This window comes from Pararhodobacter zhoushanensis, assembly GCF_003990445.1.
Taxonomy (GTDB): domain Bacteria; phylum Pseudomonadota; class Alphaproteobacteria; order Rhodobacterales; family Rhodobacteraceae; genus Pararhodobacter; species Pararhodobacter zhoushanensis.
This window is the reverse complement of the sequence record NZ_REEZ01000003.1, coordinates 476173-493650: the sequence shown is the minus strand read 5'-3', so window position 1 is coordinate 493650 and position 17478 is coordinate 476173. Positions and strand designations below refer to the sequence as shown.

Here is a 17478-nt window from a genome sequence, read left to right as displayed (position 1 = left end):
CCGTTGATCGCGCGCAGTCAGCCCTCACCGCCCCGCAAAGCATCCAGCGTGCGGCGCGCCTTGCCGGTGGGTCGCCCGCCCTGATCGGCGTGCGGACGGCTGGCGCGCTCGGCGGCACGGGCAGCGATGTCCTCGGCTGTGGGTGGTGGCGTGAGATCGTCATAAAGCGCCTGCGCCTCAGGCGCGGGACCGCGCCGCAGGCCGGGGGCCAGAATCCGAACCACGCGGACCTGATGGCCCTGTGCGAAGGTCAGCACATCGCCGTGTTTGACCGCGGTCGAGGGCTTGGACACCGGCTGGCCATTGACCCGCATCGAGCCGCCGCAGGCCCCGGCGGCGAGGCTGCGCGATTTGAAGAACCGCGCGTGCCACAGCCATTTGTCCAGCCGAATCGGGCCCTCGCCTAAGCGAAGGCCCGTATCCGCGCTCACTTCTTGTCCTTCAGCCCCATCAACGCGGCGGCGAAGGGGTTGTCAGGGTCGATCTTGTCACGCTTGCGCTCGGGGCCCGAGGTGAAGCTGCGCGGCTGCTGGTTGTCGCGGCGCTGATCGCGCTCGCCGTCCCGCTTGCCACCGAACTTCCCACCGGGCTTGCCGCCCTTGGACCGGTCGTTCCGCTCACCCTGAGGCTTGCCGTCACGACGCGGACGATCCCCCCGCGGAGCGTCGCCGTCACGCTTTTCGCGCGGGGCACGCTCGCCCTGCGGCGCAGCGGCATCGCGCGGCTGACCCTGCGGTGCGCCCTGATCGCGGCCTTGGTCCCGGCGGGGACCACGGCGTTGCCCATCGTTGCGGGCCGGACGCGGACGGGGCGACCAGCGGAAGGTGTAGAACACCTCCATCTCTTCGGGCGCGACCGCCGGAGCGGCGGCTTCGGCCTGAGCCTCACCCTCAGCCACCGGCTCATCGGCGGCAGGAGCTTCGGCCTCTTCGACGATGATATGCGAGGCGTCGGCTTGCGCCTTGGCTTTCGCCGCGATCTCTTCGGCGGTAGCCTCAGAGCTGGGCGCCGGACGCTGCTTGACGCGCTCGCCGCGCTCGGCGGCATAGCCCAGACCCTGCATCAGATCGGCGAATTGCTCCAGCGTCATGCCGGTGATCGACAGCATCTCTGCCGCCGCCTCGAACCCGGCACGGGCGTCACGGGTGCGGACCAGATCGGCCAGACGTTCCAGCATATCAATGCGGATCGCGCGCGACCCGGCAGGGCGATAGCCCGACAGGGTGTAATGCTCGACCGGCACATCGGGGATGTTGGGGATCGTCACCAGACCCGGCGGCGGGCTTTCAGGGAAGGTATCCAGCCCCTGCGCCAGCGACCACAGAACCAGACGCAGACGGGTCGGTGCGGGTTTCAAGAGCGCGGGCAGGAAGATGGTGAACTGACCGAAACGCACGCCATGCTTGCGCAGCATGCCGCGCGATTCCTGATCCAGCGCTTTCACATCCTCGGCCACGCCTTCGCGCGGCAGGACACCCAAGCTTTCGACCAGCCGGAACGCAAAGCCGCGCGCCATGCCCGACAGCGTCTCATCCCGCTGCAGGTTCGACAGCGGCTCGAACAGCGCCGAAACCTTGCGGTCGATGAAATGCTGCAAGCGGCGACGCACCTTGTCGGCAACGTCGGTGCCGGCTTCGTCATCGACGAAGGCCACAACCTGCGGGCGCAGCGGGTCCGAACCCGCGACCAGCTTGCCCACCGCTTCGGCGCCCCACATCAGGCCACCCTGCTCGGTGAAGTCCATCTCGGTATCGGGCGCGTTATAGAACTTGTCCGCGCGCAGATTGAACGCCGGGGCGAGAGCCGCCACAGCGGCCTGGCGCAACGTGCGCGCCTCTTCGGTGGACTCCGTCTTGTCCTGACGGAACCGGAATCCTTCAAGACGGCCGATGAACTCGCCCTCGACCGTCACTTCGCCCTTGTCATTCACCTCGGCCACAAGGCTCTCCTTCTGGTTCAACCGCCGCAACAACACACTGGTGCGCCGGTCAACAAATGCTGCGGTCAGACGCGCGTGCAGCGCATCTGACAGCCGGTCTTCTACAGCGCGAGTCTCGCCGCGCCAATGGCTTTCGTCATCAACCCATCCTGCACGTTGTGCAACATAGGTCCACGTCCGGATAAAGGCCAATCTTCGCGACAAGGTATCAATGTCGCCTTCGACCCGGTCGATACCCTTGATCGCCCGCGCCAGCCAGTCGGTCGGTATGCGACCGCCGTCATGCACGAACTCGAAGAGCCGCGCCAGCAGGCTGGTGTGCTCAGTATGCGAGATTCCGCGGAAATCGGGAATACGGCAAATGTCCCACAGCAGGCGAACATCCTTGGCATGGCGGATGCGTGCCGAAACCTCTGGCGTCGCCGCCAAGGATTTCAGCGCCATGAGGTCGTCGGCCTCGCGCACACGGGTCAGCCATTCGTCCTGTGTATGCTGCTCAAGGCTACTGATCAGCCGGTCTGCCGTGCCAAACTCCAGCCGGGTATTGCGCCAGTGGAGTTTGCGGATCGGCAGGAAACGGTGTGTCTCGATCGCCTCAACAACCTCAGGATGCAGCGGCCGCGCTTCTCCGGTCACGCCAAAGCTGCCCTCGGCCGTGTGCCGGCCTGCCCGCCCGGCGATCTGCGCAAGCTCGTCCGGATTCAGCTGCCGCATCCGCCGACCGTCGAATTTCGACGTGCCGGCAAAGGCGACATGGCGAATATCAAGGTTCAACCCCATGCCAATCGCATCGGTCGCCACCAGATAATCCACATCGCCATTCTGATAGAGATCCACCTGCGCATTCCGCGTCCGGGGGCTGAGCGCGCCCATGACGATGGCGCAACCGCCCTTCTGGCGACGGATCAGCTCGGCGATGGCGTAGACGTTTTCGACCGAGAACGCGACGATGGCCGAGCGCGCGGGCATCCGGGCGATTTTCTTGGACCCGGAATAAGTCAGCGTCGACAACCGCTCGCGCCGCACGAATTGCGCGCCCGGCACCAGCGCGGCAATCGCGCCGCGCATGGTGTCCGACCCCAGAAACAGCGTCTCCAAGAGCCCGCGCGCATTCAGCAGCCGGTCAGTGAAGACATGCCCCCGGTCGGGATCCGCACAGAGCTGGATCTCATCAATCGCGATGAAATCCGCGCCGATCTCCAAGGGCATCGCTTCGGTCGTACAGACCCAATACTGGGTACGCTCGGGAACGATGCGCTCTTCGCCGGTGACCAGCGCCACCACCGACGGGCCGCGCAGCGCAACGATGCGGTCATAAACCTCGCGCGCCAAAAGGCGCAGCGGCAGGCCGATGACGCCGGTGCGATGGCCCAGCATTCTCTCGATGGCGTAATGGGTCTTGCCGGTGTTGGTGGGTCCCAATACCGCAGTCACCCGGCCCTTGCTGTTCATACGGAAATGCCTCTGCGGCGGTTGCCTGCGCCCGACGACCTAAAGCGCCTGCCCGGCCGAGGCAAGCGCGAGCCGCGCAACAGCGTCAATCACGTTCTGCTGGTGCGGGTTGATGGCGAGGGAGGCTTCATAGGCGGCCAGCGCATCCTCGGGCCGCTCCAGCGATTCGAGAATCATCGCCAAGCCGGCCAATGCGCCAAAGTGGTGCGGGTTGAGGCGCAGCACCTGCTCGATATCCGCCAGCGACTGCCCCATCCGGTTGGCCAGGAAATACGCTGTCGCGCGGCCATTCCACGCCTCGGCAAATTCGGGATCATAGTCGATCACCGCGCTGAAATGGTCGATCGCTTCATCGGCCTGCCCGGCCTGCAAGGCGGTCTGGCCGCGCTGGAACAGATAATCGATGGTGGCCGAGCCCGATTGCGACCATGCGCGCAGCACCTGACGCTCGACGCGCATCCAGCCTTCCTCGTCGGGATCGGCCAGTTGCTGCAGCAAAACCGTCATCTCGGTGCGATCTTGTTGTGCGAAAACCGGCCACGCCAGCGCTATTGACGTTAACGTAAATGTTGCCGCCACGACAGGATTGAGGAAGGAGAGCCGCTGCTTCATACTGGCCAGAATAGCGCACCCTCGGCAAAAGGCGAGGGGTCCCGGACAGCGCGTCCCTACCCAGCGATCACGATCAGGATACGAACACATGAGCGACATCATCGAAAAAGCCGTCGAGGCCCTGTCCGCCAAGGTCTCCAGCTTTGACGGCTCGGCGAAATTCGTCATTGCAGACGAGGGCTCGATCATTCTCGACAACGCCGGTGTGCGCGCGGGCGATGATGAAGCCGACGTCACGCTGACCGCCTCGGCCGAGACGTTCGAGGGCATGATGAACGGCGACATCAACCCGACGATGGCCTTCATGCAGGGCAAGCTGAAGATCGACGGCTCGATGAGCGACGCGATGAAGCTGGCCTCGGTTCTGGGCTGAACGTGCGATGGCCGGTCTGACCCCCGCCCCGCTGGCCGAGTGCGGCGCCCCCGATGGCGGGCGCGCGTATTGGGTGAAGGCGGCGGACGGGGTGCAGATCCGGCTGGCACATTGGCCCGGCGCGCGGCATGTGCTGATCCTGCCGGGCCGCACGGAATACATCGAGAAATACGGCGAACTGGTGCGCGACCTGGGCGCAGCGGGCTGGGGCGCGCTGGTCGTCGACTGGCGCGGTCAGGGGCTGGCCGATCGCGCGCTGAGCGATCCGCTTTGCGGCCATATCGGCGACTTCGCCGAGTTCCAGCGCGATCTCGACGCAGTGCTGGCGGTGGCCGGTACGCTGGCACCCGGTCCCCTGCCCTGGATCGCGCATTCCATGGGCGGCTGCATCGCCCTGCGCGGGCTGATGCGCGGCAAGACCCCGCCCGCCGTGGCCTTCAGCGCGCCGATGCTGGGGCTGCCCTTGCCTCCGGTGCAGGCTGCCTTGCTGCGCTTTGTGACACCCCTTGCGCGCTTGGTCGGGGCCGACACCGGCTATGCGCCGACCACCGGCCCGACCTACGGCCTCACCAGCATGGGTTTCGACGACAACAACCTGACCACCGACCGCGCGCAGTTCGACCGCATGAAGGCGCAGGTCCTGGGGGATGCGCGCCTCAGCCTCGGCGGCCCGTCGCTGCGCTGGATGGGCGCCGCGCTGCGCGAAATTGCCGCGCTCGCTCCCCTGCCCGCCCCTGCGGTGCCCGCCCTCTTTGGCTTGGGCAGCGACGACACCATCGTCGCCCACCCGGCGATCCGACACCGCGCAGACGGCTGGCCCGGCGCGGCGTTGATCGACTACCCCGGCGCCAGGCACGAGCTGTTGATGGAACGCCCGGAGGTCCGCGACGACTTCCTCGCCAGAACCCTGCACCTGTTCGAGCGGCACACGGGGTAAGGGGGCCTCGGCCCCCCTCTTCGGCTAAAGCCGAATTCACCCCCCGAGGATATTTCCAGACAGAAAATGCCGGCGCGCGTTAACCTTAACGCAAGGTTTTACGTCGAGAGTGATGGAGCGGTACAGGCAGGGATGCCGATGACCGTGACAGGAAATGGCACCCCGTTCCAGCTGGAGCGGGGTGTTATCATTTTCTGTCTCTCAATATCCTTGGGGGTTTCCAAAGGGGGTGGAAAACCCCCTTTGGGCAGGGGGGTGCGGGGGGGGCGGCAGCCCCCCCCGCCCTGCGCCGCTTAAGCCAGCGCACCCTCAGCCGTGATTCGCGTCTTGCCGCCCAGCCACGGATGCAGCGCGGCGGGCAGAGTGACCGAGCCGTCGGCCTGCTGGCCATTCTCCAGCACCGCGATCAGGCAGCGCCCGACCGCCAGACCCGACCCGTTCAGCGTCGCCAGAAATTCGGGCTTGCCGCCGCCCTCAGGCCGGAAGCGGCCGTTCATCCGGCGGGCCTGAAACTGGCCGCAGGTCGAGCAGGACGAAATCTCGCGGTAGGTGTTCTGCCCCGGCAACCACACTTCGATGTCATGGGTTTTCTGGCTGCCAAAGCCCATGTCGCCGGTACACAGCACGACCGTGCGGTAAGGCAGTTCCAGCTTTTCCAGAATCGCCTGCGCGCAGGCGGTCATGCGCTCGTGCTCGGCCAGTGCCTCGTCGGGGTGGCACAGGGTGACCATTTCGACCTTCTCGAACTGGTGCTGGCGCAGGATGCCGGTCGTATCCTTGCCCGCCGAGCCCGCCTCGGAGCGGAAGCAATGGGTATGCGCCGTCATGCGCACTGGCAGCGCGGCCCCGTCGAGGATCTCACCGGCGGCGAAGTTGGTCATGGTGACTTCCGAGGTGGGGATCAGCCACCAGCCGTTGGTCGTCTCGTAGCTGTCCTCGGCGAATTTGGGCAGGTTGCCGGTGCCATACATCGCCTCGGGCTTGACCAGAACCGGGGTCCAGCATTCCAGCAGGTCATGCTCGGTCGTATGCGTGTCGATCATGAACTGCGCCAGCGCCCGGTGGACGCGGGCCACGGCGCCCTTGAGCACCATAAAGCGCGAGCCGGACAGCTTGGCCGCCGTCGCCAGATCAAGGCCGGGCTTGACGCCCGCGATGTCGAAATGCTCGACCGGTGCGAAGTCCAGCGCGCGTGGGGTGCCCCAGCGCCGGATTTCGACGTTGTCGGCCTCGTCCTTGCCGTCGGGCACCACGTCCAGCGGCAGGTTCGGGATGACCTCGAGCGCGGCTGTCAGCTTGGCGTCTTCCTCGCCCGCCTCTACACCCAGCCGCGAGATCTCGGCCTTTTTCTCGGCCACAAGCGCGCGCAGGCGCTCGAATTCGGCGTCATCGCCCTTGGCCTTGGCCGCGCCGACTTCCTTGGACGCGCGGTTCTGCTCGGCCTGCGCGGTTTCGGCGGCAAGGATCTTGGCCCGGCGCGCTTCGTCCAGGGCCAACAGCCCGGCCGAGAGCGGTGCCAGCCCACGGCGGGCCAGGGCGGCGTCAAAGGCTTGCGGGTTCTCGCGGATGGCGCGGATGTCGTGCATGGTCGTCCTCAGGTCTGGATCGCGCCATGATATGCACCAAAGCGCCGCGCGGGAAAAGACCGAGGTTTTTTTTGCGCGGGCTGTGAACCGAACCGGTTGGCCGAGGCACTCTATAGCGAACCCCAAGGACCGACTGCATGTCGCAGGAAAAACGCAAAGCCCTGATCGCCTATCACGCCGCCGGCGCACGGCTGGGGCGCGCCGGTGACTTTGCGGCACTGGTGCGGCTGTGCGATCCGGTGCTGCGCGCCCACGCGCGTCGGCTGTGTGATGATGCCGAGACGGCGCGCGACATTGTGCAGGACGCGTGGATCGCCCTTGCCCGCGCCCTGCCCGGTCTGCGCGATGAGGGTGCGTTCATCGCCTTCGCGTTGCGCATCGTGACGCGGACAGCGGCCCGGGATCTGCGGCGCAAGCTCAGGCGGCGTCAGGCCGATGACGGCTTCGCGCAGGCGCAACCCGTTGATACCGCAGGCCCCGATGGGTCGGTCGAAACAGGTGCCTTGCAGGCAGCAATCGCCGCACTGCCCCCGCATCAGCGCGCCGCGCTGGCGCTGTTTTACCTTGAAGGTTTGAGCGTCGCTGAAGTCGCTCAGGCCCTCGACATCCCGCCGGGCACGGTCAAGACCCGGCTCATGCATGCCCGCGCCCGGCTGAGGGCGTTGTTGGAAGGAGACGACAATGGATAACCTGGACCGCATGATCGCCGAGGCACTGGCCGACGACGACACCGCCCCCGTAGACCCCGGCTATTTCGCACTGGCCTTCAGCATCTTTGGGGGCCGCACGGGCTGGACCACCTGGGTGGTGATGGTCGTGCAAGTGGTGATGTTTGTCGCCGCCGTCTGGGCCGGCTGGCATTTCTACACCGCCACCGAGGCCGTGGCCGCGCTCAAATGGGGGCTCAGCGCCGCGACGCTGGCGATCGTTGCGACGCAGCTGAAAATGGCGCTGATGCCGGTGATGCAGGCCAACCGCGTGCTGCTGGCGCTGCGGCGGCTGGAGCTGCGGCTGGCGCAGGGCCGCTGAGCGCTCCGGCACGCAGGCAAGGCGACGTTCCACTAGCCCTTTCGCGCCGCCCCGCCCTGAAACAAACCGCAAGCGCACCCACGCGCTTGCACCCCGCGCCCGGCGCGGCTAAACCGGCCCCGTTCCTGCCGGAGAAACCCATGTCCACCATCGACATCGAGACCGCGCGCCGCGTGGCGAAACTCGCCCGCATTCGTGTGCCCGAAGAGAACCTGCCGCAGCTGGCCGACCAGCTGTCCGGCATCCTGACTTTCATGGAGCAGCTCAACGAAGTTGACGTCGAAGGCATCGAACCGATGACCTCGGTCACGCCGATGCGGTTGAAACGCCGTCAGGACGTCGTGACCGACGGCAACATGCAGGCCAAGATCCTGTCGAATGCTCCCGATGCCCGCGAGGGTTTCTTTGCCGTGCCGAAGGTGGTGGAATGACCCTCAATACCCTGACCATCGCCGAGGCCCGCGACCGTCTGCGCAGCCGTGACGTCACCTCGGTCGAGCTGACGCAGGCCTGCCTGAGCGCCATCGACGGCGCCGGGGCGCTGAACGCCTTTGTGCACCACACGCCCGACATCGCGCTCGAACGCGCCGCCGCCGCCGATGCGCGGCTGCAAGCGGGCGATGCGCCTGCGATGTGCGGCATCCCGGTTGGCATCAAGGATCTCTTCTGCACGGCGGGCGTGCCGTCACAGGCGGCGTCGAACATCCTCAAGGGTTTCGTGCCCGAGTATGAATCGACCGTCTCGGGCCAGCTGCGCGACGCGGGCGCGGTCATGTTGGGCAAGCTGAACATGGACGAATTCGCCATGGGCTCGTCCAACGAATCCTCAAGCTACGGCAATGCGGTCAACCCGTGGCGGCGCGGCGATGATGCCACCCCGCTGACCCCCGGCGGTTCCTCGGGCGGCTCGGCCGCGGCAGTGGCCGCTGACCTGTGCCTCGGGGCCACCGGCACCGATACCGGCGGCTCGATCCGCCAGCCCGCCGCCTTCACCGGCACCGTGGGCATCAAGCCGACCTATGGCCGCTGCTCGCGCTGGGGCGTGGTCGCCTTCGCCTCGTCGCTGGATCAGGCCGGGCCGATGACCAAAACCGTGCGCGACGCGGCGATCATGCTGGGCGCGATGGCGGGCCATGACGCCAAGGATTCTACCAGCGCCGACATCGCCGTGCCCGATTTCGAGGCCGCGCTGACCGGAGACATCCGCGGCCAGACCATCGGCATTCCGCGTGAATACCGCATGGATGGCATGCCGACCGAGATCGCCAAGCTGTGGGACGACGGCACTGCGATGCTCAAGGACGCAGGCGCAAAGATCGTCGATATCTCGCTGCCGCATACCAAATACGCCCTGCCCGCCTATTACGTCATCGCGCCCGCTGAAGCCTCGTCGAACCTCGCGCGCTATGACGGCGTGCGCTATGGCCACCGCGCCACGCTGTCGGCCGGCGACGGCATCACCGAGATGTACGAGAAAACCCGCGCCGAAGGCTTCGGCCCCGAGGTGCAGCGCCGCATAATGGTCGGCACCTATGTGCTGTCCGCCGGGTTCTATGACGCCTATTACAACCGCGCCCGCCGCGTCCGCGCGCTGATCAAGCGCGACTTTGACGAGGCCTTCGCGGCTGGCGTCGACTGCATCCTGACCCCGGCCACCCCCTCGGCCGCCTTTGGCTTGGGCGAAATGGCCGATGCGGACCCGGTCGCGATGTACCTCAACGACGTGTTCACCGTGACCGTGAACCTTGCCGGTCTGCCCGGTATCGCACTGCCGACGGGTCTGGACACGCGCGGGTTGCCGCTGGGCCTGCAGCTGATCGGCAAGCCCTGGGGTGAGGCCGACTTGCTCAACACCGCGCATGTTCTTGAGTCCGCTGCCGGATTTGTTTCCAAACCCGGAAAATGGTGGTAATCTGCTCAAAAAAGAAGAACCGAGCAGAGGCAGATATGCGGATTTTGGCACTGGCAGGCCCTTTGGCCCTGCTGGGTCTGGCGGGTTGCTCCGCTGGCCCTGACAGCTATGCGACCATGACCAACGGCGTCGGGTTCGGCAATTACCAACGGTATTTGCACGAGCGCGAGTCCGCCCGCAGCAGTTCCGCGCCCTATTCCGTCCCGCCCGAGGTGGCGCAGCCCGCGATCCTGCCGCCAAGCGCCATGCCATCCGCCGCGCCGTCGACGCTGGATGCCGTGCCGCAACGCGCGCGCCCGGTGCAAACGGTGGCTGCGCCCTTCGGCCAACCGGCCCCTACCGTCGCGCCGATCAACACGCAGACCCTCGCCCCTGTCGCCGCCGCTCCCTTGGCCGCACCGATGCAGACCGCCGCGCGGCAACCGGCTCCGCAACCCGCGCCACAACCGCAAGACGCCGCGCTTCGCACGGTGCACACTGGCGCAGGCTTTGGCACGACCCCTGCCTTTGAAGCGGGCGATACCGCCCGCCCCGGCGTGTCCGATGAGCAGAGTTTCCAGGCCGTCTCGGCCCGCGAAACCATCGCCAGCGACCGCGAACGCCTGGCCCGCCAGCGCGCCCAGTATCAGGTGATCGAGGTCGACTCGGTGCCCGCGCCTTCTGAGCACGGCGGCCCCAATATCGTCGCCTACGCACTCAGCGTCTCTCATGCGCCGGGGACGGAAGTTTACCGCCGGATCAATCCCTTGCGTTGGTCGCGCTGGGAAAATGCCTGCCTGCAATACCGCAATCAGGATGCTGCGCAATCCGCCTTCCTTGCCGATGGCGGACCCGAGCGCGACCGCAACAACCTTGACCCCGATGGCGACGGCTACGCCTGCTGGTGGGATCCCACCCCGCTGCGTCAGGCCCTCGCCAGCCGCTGAGATGATCAGACACCCCTCGCCGAATTTCGGGCCGCGCCGCAACGGGTTGCGGCCCGACCTTGTCGTGATCCACTTCACCGAAATGCGCTCGGCCCAAGCGGCCTTGGACCGCCTGTGCGATCCCGCCGCCGAGGTTTCGGCGCATTACCTGATCGGCCGCGACGGGCAGCTTTGGCAGTTGGTGGACGAACCCCTGCGCGCCTGGCACGCGGGCGCAGGCGCGTGGCAAGGGCGTGTCGATGTGAACTCGCGTTCCATCGGCATCGAGCTGGATAATGACGGCCAGACCCCCTTCTCCGCGCCGCTGATGGCGCGGCTCGAAGCGCTTCTGTCCGGCATCCTCGCCCGCTGGTCCATCCCGCCCTCGGGCGTGATTGCCCATTCCGACATGGCCCCTGCCCGCAAGATCGACCCCGGCCCGCGCTTCGACTGGCAGCGACTCGCCCGGCAAGGTCTGGCACTCTGGCCCGCCACGACGGGTGACCCGGACGTCCCGCTGAAAACATCCCTCGACGCCATCGGCTACCCTGATGTGGCCGCCGCTCTGCGCCTCTCTGCCTTCCGCCTGCGCTTCCGGCCCGGCCATACCGGCCCCGAAGACGCCACCGACCGCGCCCGCGCCGAAGCCGTCGCAGCCTGCGTCTTGGCGGAAAAGTGGTAGGGCAGCGCCCCCATCAGTCCATTCAACCCATGCGAATCTCGCAAAGATGACTGTCTGACAGAGCGCCTCTTTGCTCGTTATATATCCCGGGGGGACGCGCGCAGCGCGATGGGGGGCAGCGCCCCCCAAGCAGGGCGCACGCCCTGCGCAACACAGGCGGGGGCGCGGCGGGGCCTTGCGTCCCGCCGCGCCCCCGTCACCCCGCTCAATGCAGCCGCGACCGGATCCGCCGCAGCCCCAGCCAGACAGCGCCTACCACCAGCGGCGTCAGCATCGCCGCCACACCGGTCTTGTGCAGCCCCACCGGCTCGGCCAGCGGCAGCACCACATTGGCCAGCAACCCGACCGCGTAATAACTGATCGCCACCACTGACAGCCCCTCGACCGTGTGCTGCAGCCGCAGCTGCAGATCCGCCCGCCGGTCCATGCTCTGCAGCAGCGCCTGGCTCTGCGCCGAGCGCGCCACCTCCACCTGAGTCGACAACAGCCGCCCCGCCCGCATCGCACGTTCCGACAACAGCGCCAGCCTGCTCTCCGCTGCCTTCACCGTCCGCATCGCCGGATCCCAGCGGCGGCGCATGAATTCCGCCAGGGTTTGCCGCCCGTCAAACCGCGTCTCGCGCAGCACGCCGATGCGGTCATGCACGATCGCCTCATAGGCCCGTGTCGCGCCGAACCGGAAGGACGAGGCCATCTCAAGCCGCTCCAGCTCGCCCGAGACCCCCATCAGCCCGTCCAGCACCGACTCCGCCCGGCTCGCCCCGCCGCCCATCTCGGCCTGAAGCTCGGACAACCGCCGCTCCAGCACCGCCATCTCGCCATTCACCCGCCGCGCGCGGGCCAGACCCAGCATCGACATCGCGCGGTACATCTCGACCTCGCACAGCCGCTGCACCACGCGCCCGACCCGTTGCGCCCCGGTCCCCGGACGCGCAAAGATCGCCATGCGCACATGGCCCGCCGGATCAATGCGGAAATCGGATGCGACGATGGCCGCCTCGTCCAGCACGAAGGCCACTGCCAGGCTTTCGCCGACGAACCAGTCGTCCAGCTTGCGGCGCAGCGCGGGGGTATCGCAGGCCCCGTCGATCAGCGGCATTTCCTCGATACGGAACAGGATCGAGGTCACCCGCACCCCTGGTGCCTTGTCCAGCCAGTCGGCGGGAAACACATCGAAGGACGCCGGATCAAACGGCCGGTCCGTCAGCGTGTCGGAAAAGCCGACCCAGGTGGTGAACTCGGTGTGGTTCTCCCATTTCACCCCGTGACGCCCGGCCATGGTCGCATGATGCGTCGCCTCGGGCGCCGGATGCGCCGCGCCATGCCGGTCGAGCAGGTCCAGAAGATGCGCGCGGTCCGCCTCCCGGTCCCGCGCCGCCGCGTCCTGTGCCGGTTTCAGCGCCAGAAACACCGCTGTGGCGGGCACCGGGATCACCGGCGACGGGCGGGCATGCAGCTCGTTGGTCAGCGCGTAGCGCAGCGGGTGGTCCTGGATCGGGGGCATGGCAGATCGCTGTCTCGCAAGGGATTTTGGCCACTAAGGACCATCCCCGGGTGCAAGAAAAGCGTCACAAACGCCGCACCGGCCCTCAGGCGCGGTGTGCGATAGTATCCTTGCAAACGCGCAACAAGTCCCGGCCTATCCGCGATCAAACAGCCCCTTGAGCGCCGTCGCCGTCACCACGCTGACCGAGGGCTTGCGCCCCATGCGGAAGGGCAGCGGACGGCACAGCTCCATCGCCGCCAGCCCGACCCGCGCCGTCAGCGCGCCGTTCACCACCCCCTCGCCAAAGCGGCGTGAGAGTTTGGACAAAAGCCCGCCCCCGGCGACCGAGCCGATCAGGTCATCGCCCACCGCCACCACGCCCGTCGCCATCAGATGCACCGCGACCGAGCGCGCCAGCCGCCAGTTACCGAACGCGCCCGGCCTGCCGCCATAGATTTCGGCGATCCGCCGGATCATGCGCAAATTGGCGGTCAGGGCCGCTGCGACATCGGCAAAGGCCAGCGGGATCAGCGCCGTCGCCATCGCCACCTGCCGCGCCGCGTTCTGGATTTCCATCTGCGCGCGGGCATCCAGCCCGATGAGCAGATGCGCCTCGGCCCCCTCGATCACCGCCTCGGCATCGAGCGCCTCAAGCGTCGGGTCTGCCGCGTTGTAGAGGCCCGCCACTGACGCCGCCACCGCCCGCGCCTCGGCCAGATCACCGCTGCCCAGCGCCAGTTCCGCCCGGCCGCGCAGCGCATCCAGCCGTCGGACGCGCCGATAGCCCAGCGCCTCGCGCCCGGCCCACAGGAGCAGTGCCAGCAGCAGCACCGCCGAGAGCACAGCCGCCAGATAGCCCAGCACCGGCACCCGCTCGACCAGCCGCGCCGCAAAATCATAGGCCGCGACGCCCAGTACCAGCGAGACCAGCGCCGAGCCCGCCCAAAGCGCCCAGCGCCCCGGCCCCGAGCCGCCACGCGCCATCCCTGCCACCGCCATCTGCATGGCGTGGCCGTCGGGCGCGTCAATCTCGGGGGCCGCGCCCACATCGACAGGCGGCTCGCTAGCGTCGAGTTCGATCAGGATCGGTCGGTGGTCGCTCATCTCTGCCCCCTCAGATCAGCTTGTCGCCGATCAGGAATTCCGCCGCCGAATCCAGCCGGATATGCGGCAACCCCATGCCCGGCGACCGGCTCAGCACCGGCGGCGCGAAATGCATCACGCCGTAATCGCCCTGCAGCCATTTCTGCGCGCCTTCGCGCGCCGGGGCCAGCAGCCGCGCGGGGTCTTCGGGAAGCATCCCGGCATTGACCGCCGCCTGCCGCCCATCGATCAGCCGCCCGCGCACGGTGTCGATCTCTTGCCCGCCGTGGCTGCGGGTTTCCTCGACCGTGGCGCGCAGGGCGGCGATGGACATCGCCACCGTCTCGGCGCCCGAGAACCGCGCCCGGTCGCGCGCCTCGCGCAGCATCGCCTCGGCCAGTGCGGTCAGGCGGGGGTGCTGGCTGTGGTGCAGATGGTCGGCCTTGGTCGCGGCGAAGAGGATTTTCTCGACGCGCTTGCCTCTAAGCAGGGATGAGAAGAACCCGTTGGCACCGGGGCGAAAGCTCGCCAGCACCTCGGCCATCGCCCGGCGCTGATCCTCCAGCGCCATCGGGCCACGGTGCACGGCCTCCAACACGTCGATCAGCACCACCTGCCGGTCGATGCGGGCGAAATGCGTCTCAAAGAACGGGCGGATGACTTGCGTCTTATAGCCCTCGAACCGCCGCGCCATCTCGCGCCACAGGCTGCCGCGCCTGCCCTCGGCCCCCGGAAGGGGCGCGAAGGTCAGCACGGGCGAGCCTGCCAGATCGCCGGGCAGCAGGAACCGCCCGGGCGTACAGTCGGACCAGCCATTCTCGCGCGCCTGCGTCAGATAGCCGGTGAACAGCCGCGCCAGTTCCTGTGCCTGACTCTCATCGTGTTTGGCCTGCGGATCGACGCCGTCCAGCGCCGCGCGGAACGCCGCCGCCTCGGTGCGCAGCGGCAGACGGGCGAGCACCTCGGCCGACCAGTCGGCATAGGTCTTGCCCATCAGACCCAGATCGAGCAGCCATTCGCCGGGATAATCGACAATATCCAGATGCAGCTTGCGCGGCCCGCCAAGGCCGCCGAGCAGCCCGGTCCGATCCAGCCGGAACGACAACCGCAGCTCGCTGACCGCCCGCGTGCCATCCGGCCAGCGCGGGCTGTCGCCGGTGAGCGAGGCCAGATGCGCCTCATAGTCGAAGCGCGGCAGGGTCATGTCCGGCTGCGGCTGCAAGTAAGCGCCCCGGATCAACCCGCGCTGCACGGCGCGCAGGCGCTGCATGCGGCCCGGTTCCATCAGATTATGCACCAGCGCGGTGATGAAGACAGTCTTGCCCGCCCGGCTCAGACCGGTGACGCCCAGCCGCAGGACGGGCTCGAAGAACGCCTCGGACACCGTGTCACCGACGGTCTCGATGGATTGGGCGATCCGTCCGGCGATGGCGTTGATCAAGGGGGCGGCTCCGGGGTTGTGTCGGTCACACAATAGGCATCGCGGCGACGGTTTTGAAGGGCACCCCCTTGCCGAGCTGCGCAACTGACCGTTAGGTGCAGGCTATGAACACGCTTCTCTCCATTGGGCACGGATATTCCGGCCACGCAACCGAGGCCGCGCTGGGGCCGGACTGGCGGGTGCTGGGCACGTCGCGCAAGGCCGGGGCGGCAGTGCTGTGGCCCGATCAGGCGGCGCAGGCGCTGGCGCAGGCGACGCATGTGATCTCATGGGTGTCACCGGGCGACAGCGACCCGGTGCTGCCCGTGCTGCGCGACCTGCCCGCGCCCCGGCTCGAATGGATCGGCTACGCCTCGGCCACCAGCCTTTATGGCGACGCAGACGGTGCGTGGATCGACGAAAGCGCCCCCGAGCAGCCCACGACCGAGCGCGGCTTCGCCCGCCAGCAGGCCGAGCGCGACTGGCAAGCCTTTGCCGACGCGCGCGGCGTGCCGCTGGCGCTGCTGCGGATCGCCGGGATCTACGGCCCGGGCCGCTCGGCGCTGGACGCGCTGAGGGCGGGACGCGCCCACCGGGTGGTGAAGGCGGGGCAGGTGTTCAACCGCATCCATGTCACCGATCTGGGCCGCATCGCCGCCGCCACAGCACAAGCCCGGCTTGCCGGGCCGCTGATCCTGTCCGACAACGAACCCGCGCCCATGGCCGATGTCACCACTTTCGCCGCCGGGCTTCTGGGCATCACCCCGCCCCCGCTGGTCGATTTCGAGAGCGCTGACCTCTCGCCCATGGCCCGCAGCTTTTACGCCGAAAACAAACGCCTGCGCTCAAACCGCCTTGGCCCCGAGCTGGGCGTTAGCCTGCTCTACCCCGACTACCGAACCGGCCTGAGTGCGATCCACGCCCAAACCGCCTGACCGCTTATCATCTGTCCTTAAATATCCTGGGGGGTGAATTGGCCGTCAGGCCAAGAGGGGGGGCAAGGCCCCCCTTCCCCCGCTAACCCACGAGCCGCCGATGCCCCGCTACGCCTTTCTCATCGAATACTTTGGTGCACCGTTCAACGGCTGGCAGCGGCAGGATAGCCAACCGACGGTGCAGCAGGCCATAGAGGAAGCAATTGGCAAGATCGAACCCGCCGAGCCGCGCATCGCTGCCGCCGGGCGCACAGACACCGGGGTTCATGCGACAGGACAGGTCGCCCATGCCGATCTGACCCGCCCCTGGACGCCCTACCGGCTGCAAGAGGCGGTGAACTATCACCTCAAGCCGCACCCGGTCGCGGTGACCGCCTGCGCCCTTGTGGATGAGGACTTCCACGCCCGCTTCTCTGCCCGCGAGCGGCGCTACACCTTCCGCGTGGTCTCGCGCCGCGCGCCGGTGGTGATCGACGCGGGCCGCGTCTGGCAGGTGCGTCAGCCGCTGGATCTTGAGGCTATGCGCCAAGGGGCTGCGGCGCTGATCGGCACGCATGATTTCACCACCTTCCGCGCCAGCCTGTGTCAGGCGAAATCGCCGGTGAAGTCCCTCGATGAAATCTCCATCGAAGAGGTCGACTATCCGGCGGGCCGCGAGTTCCGCTTCCACCTGCGCGCGCGCAGTTTTCTGCACAATCAGGTCCGCTCGATTGTCGGCACGCTCGAACGGGTCGGCGCAGGCGCCTGGCCCTCCGAACGCGTGGCCGACTCCCTCGCCGCACGCGACCGGGCAGCCTGCGGGCCGGTGTCACCCCCGCAGGGGTTGAGCCTGACCGGCGTCGGCTATCCGTCCGACCCTTTCAACCGCTGAACACGCCGCAAGGGGGGCCTTCTGCCCCCCTCTTCGGCTGACGCCGAATTCACCCCCCGAGGATATTTCTGGACAGATGATGCCGGTTAACAAAAGGTAAACCGCGCTTTCTTTGCTCGCCAAATATCCTCGGGGGGTGAGGCCCCTTGGGGCCGAGGGGGGCTGAAGGCCCACCTTCCCCGCTCTCAACGGGGTGATTTGCGCCGGGATTTTCTTGTGTCTGTGGAATTAGCTCTTATCTTTCAACGCAAGGATG

General features: G+C 67.6%; 17 protein-coding genes. 10 read left to right on the top strand and 7 right to left on the bottom strand.

The features are described 5' to 3' along the window. Positions 1-17 precede the first annotated feature (17 nt). Genes EAE28_RS10515 through EAE28_RS10505 form a run of 3 tightly spaced genes read right to left on the bottom strand, consistent with a single transcriptional unit; the run spans position 18 to position 3898 of the window. The gene (locus EAE28_RS10515; RefSeq protein WP_181954486.1) at positions 18-431 is read right to left on the bottom strand and encodes an RNA-binding S4 domain-containing protein; all 414 of its coding nucleotides are present in this window, start codon (positions 429-431) and stop codon (positions 18-20) included. Further along, the gene (locus tag EAE28_RS10510) at positions 428-3391 is read right to left on the bottom strand and encodes a helicase-related protein (RefSeq protein WP_127105884.1); all 2964 of its coding nucleotides are present in this window, start codon (positions 3389-3391) and stop codon (positions 428-430) included. Before EAE28_RS10510 ends, EAE28_RS10515 begins: the two co-directional genes overlap by 4 nt. A gap of 39 nt (positions 3392-3430) precedes the next feature. Further along, a complete protein-coding gene (locus EAE28_RS10505; RefSeq protein WP_127105882.1) occupies positions 3431-3898 on the bottom strand; it encodes a tetratricopeptide repeat protein in 468 nt (155 codons plus the stop codon). Between the two features lie 193 nt (positions 3899-4091). Between EAE28_RS10505 and EAE28_RS10500 the strand changes: the two genes are divergently transcribed. Together EAE28_RS10500 and EAE28_RS10495 are read left to right on the top strand one after the other, a co-directional pair. Then, positions 4092-4376 carry an SCP2 sterol-binding domain-containing protein gene (locus EAE28_RS10500; protein ID WP_127105880.1) on the top strand — a complete coding sequence of 95 codons (285 nt, stop codon included), beginning with the start codon at positions 4092-4094 and terminating at the stop codon, positions 4374-4376. A gap of 7 nt (positions 4377-4383) precedes the next feature. Further along, a complete protein-coding gene (locus tag EAE28_RS10495) occupies positions 4384-5313 on the top strand; it encodes an alpha/beta hydrolase (protein ID WP_127105878.1) in 930 nt (309 codons plus the stop codon). Positions 5314-5606: 293 nt separating this feature from the next. On the opposite strand, the gene serS is transcribed toward EAE28_RS10495, so the two are convergent. Further along, positions 5607-6899, bottom strand: a complete 1293-nt coding sequence (gene serS / locus EAE28_RS10490; RefSeq protein ID WP_127105876.1) for a serine--tRNA ligase — start codon at positions 6897-6899, stop codon at positions 5607-5609. Positions 6900-7036: 137 nt separating this feature from the next. On the opposite strand from serS, the gene EAE28_RS10485 reads away from it, so the two are divergent. From EAE28_RS10485 to EAE28_RS10460, 6 genes are all read left to right on the top strand, one after another. Then, a complete protein-coding gene (locus EAE28_RS10485; protein ID WP_127105874.1) occupies positions 7037-7588 on the top strand; it encodes an RNA polymerase sigma factor in 552 nt (183 codons plus the stop codon). Further along, positions 7581-7928 carry a DUF6768 family protein gene (locus EAE28_RS10480; protein ID WP_127105872.1) on the top strand — a complete coding sequence of 116 codons (348 nt, stop codon included), beginning with the start codon at positions 7581-7583 and terminating at the stop codon, positions 7926-7928. The genes EAE28_RS10485 and EAE28_RS10480 overlap by 8 nt, the downstream gene beginning before the upstream one ends. A gap of 140 nt (positions 7929-8068) precedes the next feature. After that, the gene (gene gatC, locus EAE28_RS10475) at positions 8069-8359 is read left to right on the top strand and encodes an Asp-tRNA(Asn)/Glu-tRNA(Gln) amidotransferase subunit GatC (RefSeq protein WP_127105870.1); all 291 of its coding nucleotides are present in this window, start codon (positions 8069-8071) and stop codon (positions 8357-8359) included. Beyond that, positions 8356-9840 (top strand): Asp-tRNA(Asn)/Glu-tRNA(Gln) amidotransferase subunit GatA, encoded by a 1485-nt coding sequence (gene gatA / locus EAE28_RS10470; RefSeq protein WP_127105868.1) that lies wholly within the window; start codon positions 8356-8358, stop codon positions 9838-9840. The genes gatC and gatA overlap by 4 nt, the downstream gene beginning before the upstream one ends. Before the next feature lie 35 nt (positions 9841-9875). Continuing rightward, on the top strand, positions 9876-10766 hold the full coding sequence (locus tag EAE28_RS10465) for a hypothetical protein (protein WP_127105866.1): 891 nt from the start codon (positions 9876-9878) through the stop codon (positions 10764-10766). A gap of 1 nt (position 10767) precedes the next feature. Beyond that, entirely contained in the window at positions 10768-11427 is a 660-nt protein-coding gene (locus EAE28_RS10460; RefSeq protein WP_127105864.1) for an N-acetylmuramoyl-L-alanine amidase, read from the top strand. A 205-nt stretch (positions 11428-11632) separates the two neighbouring features. Here the strand turns inward: EAE28_RS10460 and EAE28_RS10455 are convergent, their stop codons facing one another. From EAE28_RS10455 to EAE28_RS10445, 3 genes are all read right to left on the bottom strand, one after another. Continuing rightward, entirely contained in the window at positions 11633-12931 is a 1299-nt protein-coding gene (locus EAE28_RS10455; RefSeq protein ID WP_127105862.1) for a DUF3422 family protein, read from the bottom strand. Between the two features lie 135 nt (positions 12932-13066). After that, on the bottom strand, positions 13067-14017 hold the full coding sequence (locus EAE28_RS10450; RefSeq protein ID WP_127105860.1) for a YcjF family protein: 951 nt from the start codon (positions 14015-14017) through the stop codon (positions 13067-13069). 10 nt (positions 14018-14027) lie between these two features. Further along, complete coding sequence (locus EAE28_RS10445; RefSeq protein WP_246022327.1) at positions 14028-15437, bottom strand: YcjX family GTP-binding protein; 1410 nt, start codon at positions 15435-15437, stop codon at positions 14028-14030. A gap of 104 nt (positions 15438-15541) precedes the next feature. Here EAE28_RS10445 and EAE28_RS10440 point away from each other — a divergent pair, with 104 nt between their 5' ends. Further along, positions 15542-16351: a Rossmann-fold NAD(P)-binding domain-containing protein gene (locus EAE28_RS10440; protein WP_127105858.1), complete on the top strand. Its 810-nt coding sequence runs from the start codon at positions 15542-15544 to the stop codon at positions 16349-16351. Between the two features lie 100 nt (positions 16352-16451). Beyond that, positions 16452-17222, top strand: coding sequence for a tRNA pseudouridine(38-40) synthase TruA (gene truA, locus EAE28_RS10435; RefSeq protein WP_127105856.1), 771 nt, complete (start codon positions 16452-16454; stop codon positions 17220-17222). Positions 17223-17478: the final 256 nt, after the last annotated feature.

Coding starts and splice junctions, on each gene's coding strand:
- EAE28_RS10510 (WP_127105884.1), bottom strand. CDS start 3,391: ATGAACAGCAAGGGCCGGGTGACTGCGGTATTGGGACCCACCAACACC.
- EAE28_RS10505 (WP_127105882.1), bottom strand. CDS start 3,898: ATGACGGTTTTGCTGCAGCAACTGGCCGATCCCGACGAGGAAGGCTGG.
- EAE28_RS10500 (WP_127105880.1), top strand. CDS start 4,092: ATGAGCGACATCATCGAAAAAGCCGTCGAGGCCCTGTCCGCCAAGGTC.
- EAE28_RS10495 (WP_127105878.1), top strand. CDS start 4,384: ATGGCCGGTCTGACCCCCGCCCCGCTGGCCGAGTGCGGCGCCCCCGAT.
- serS (WP_127105876.1), bottom strand. CDS start 6,899: ATGCACGACATCCGCGCCATCCGCGAGAACCCGCAAGCCTTTGACGCC.
- EAE28_RS10485 (WP_127105874.1), top strand. CDS start 7,037: ATGTCGCAGGAAAAACGCAAAGCCCTGATCGCCTATCACGCCGCCGGC.
- EAE28_RS10480 (WP_127105872.1), top strand. CDS start 7,581: ATGGATAACCTGGACCGCATGATCGCCGAGGCACTGGCCGACGACGAC.
- gatC (WP_127105870.1), top strand. CDS start 8,069: ATGTCCACCATCGACATCGAGACCGCGCGCCGCGTGGCGAAACTCGCC.
- gatA (WP_127105868.1), top strand. CDS start 8,356: ATGACCCTCAATACCCTGACCATCGCCGAGGCCCGCGACCGTCTGCGC.
- EAE28_RS10465 (WP_127105866.1), top strand. CDS start 9,876: ATGCGGATTTTGGCACTGGCAGGCCCTTTGGCCCTGCTGGGTCTGGCG.
- EAE28_RS10460 (WP_127105864.1), top strand. CDS start 10,768: ATGATCAGACACCCCTCGCCGAATTTCGGGCCGCGCCGCAACGGGTTG.
- EAE28_RS10455 (WP_127105862.1), bottom strand. CDS start 12,931: ATGCCCCCGATCCAGGACCACCCGCTGCGCTACGCGCTGACCAACGAG.
- EAE28_RS10450 (WP_127105860.1), bottom strand. CDS start 14,017: ATGAGCGACCACCGACCGATCCTGATCGAACTCGACGCTAGCGAGCCG.
- EAE28_RS10440 (WP_127105858.1), top strand. CDS start 15,542: ATGAACACGCTTCTCTCCATTGGGCACGGATATTCCGGCCACGCAACC.
- truA (WP_127105856.1), top strand. CDS start 16,452: ATGCCCCGCTACGCCTTTCTCATCGAATACTTTGGTGCACCGTTCAAC.